The organism is Priestia sp. P5_B4, assembly GCF_056400385.1.
The window spans coordinates 1-779 of the sequence record NZ_JBFULJ010001295.1 but is presented as its reverse complement, the minus strand read 5'-3'; the positions used below and the strand labels follow the sequence as shown (position 1 = coordinate 779).

Here is a 779-nt window from a genome sequence, read left to right as displayed (position 1 = left end):
CGATGAGCCAAAAAGAACAGACTGAAAAGTGGGATGTTATGGCGATTACTTTAGAACCGAACGCGAATAATAAGACGCCAAAAGGAAACATTGTGTTAAGTTCAGCGCTCTAACAAAAACCCTTCTGCTAACAGAAGGGTTTTTGTTACGTGCAGTTAATCATCTTCAAATTGTATGGCAATGGTTTGATCATTTTCTATCTTATTCAGTCGAATTTCCAATAATCCATTTTTGTACTTAGCGCGAACTGGTTCGTCTGTGTAGTGAAAAGGAAGTTTGACCGTGCGAGAAAATACGCCTGTATGGCGTTCGTTGAGCTTTAACTTTTGTTTAGATGCTTCATAAGCATAAGGAACGTTTCCTTCAACTGTTAATATATTTGCGTCCAACTTGATTTGAATGTCGTTAGTTGAATGCAGTCCAGGAACCTCAACGACGATAATGCCTTCTTTATCGGTTTCATATAAGTCGACGTTTGGAAATCGCTTGGGCAAGATGTGATTTAAATCGCTCCAAAAGTGATTTCCAAGCATATCTTCTACCTTATGCTGAATCGAACCCCAATCAATCTCTTCATATTTTTTACTCAAAGGAAACCCTCCTTATATTCACGTAAATTCCTTCTATATATATGAAAAAAAGAAAATTCAATGCCTGCTTACAAAAAATGAGAAAAACACGTAAATAAGTGAAAAAATGTGAGAAAAAAAAGAGATTTTGAGTGAAAAAGAAGGATTATGTAGAATAAAAAAAGTATAATTACGTATAGAGCTTTCTAT

1 protein-coding gene is annotated in these 779 nt (G+C 35.3%); it reads right to left on the bottom strand.

Annotation, left to right across the window (positions count from 1 at the left end; all coding sequences use genetic code 11):
• Positions 1-155 precede the first annotated feature (155 nt).
• A complete protein-coding gene (locus tag AC1DRF_RS30580) occupies positions 156-590 on the bottom strand; it encodes an Hsp20/alpha crystallin family protein (protein WP_013082862.1) in 435 nt (144 codons plus the stop codon).
• Between the last annotated feature and the right edge of the window lie 189 nt (positions 591-779).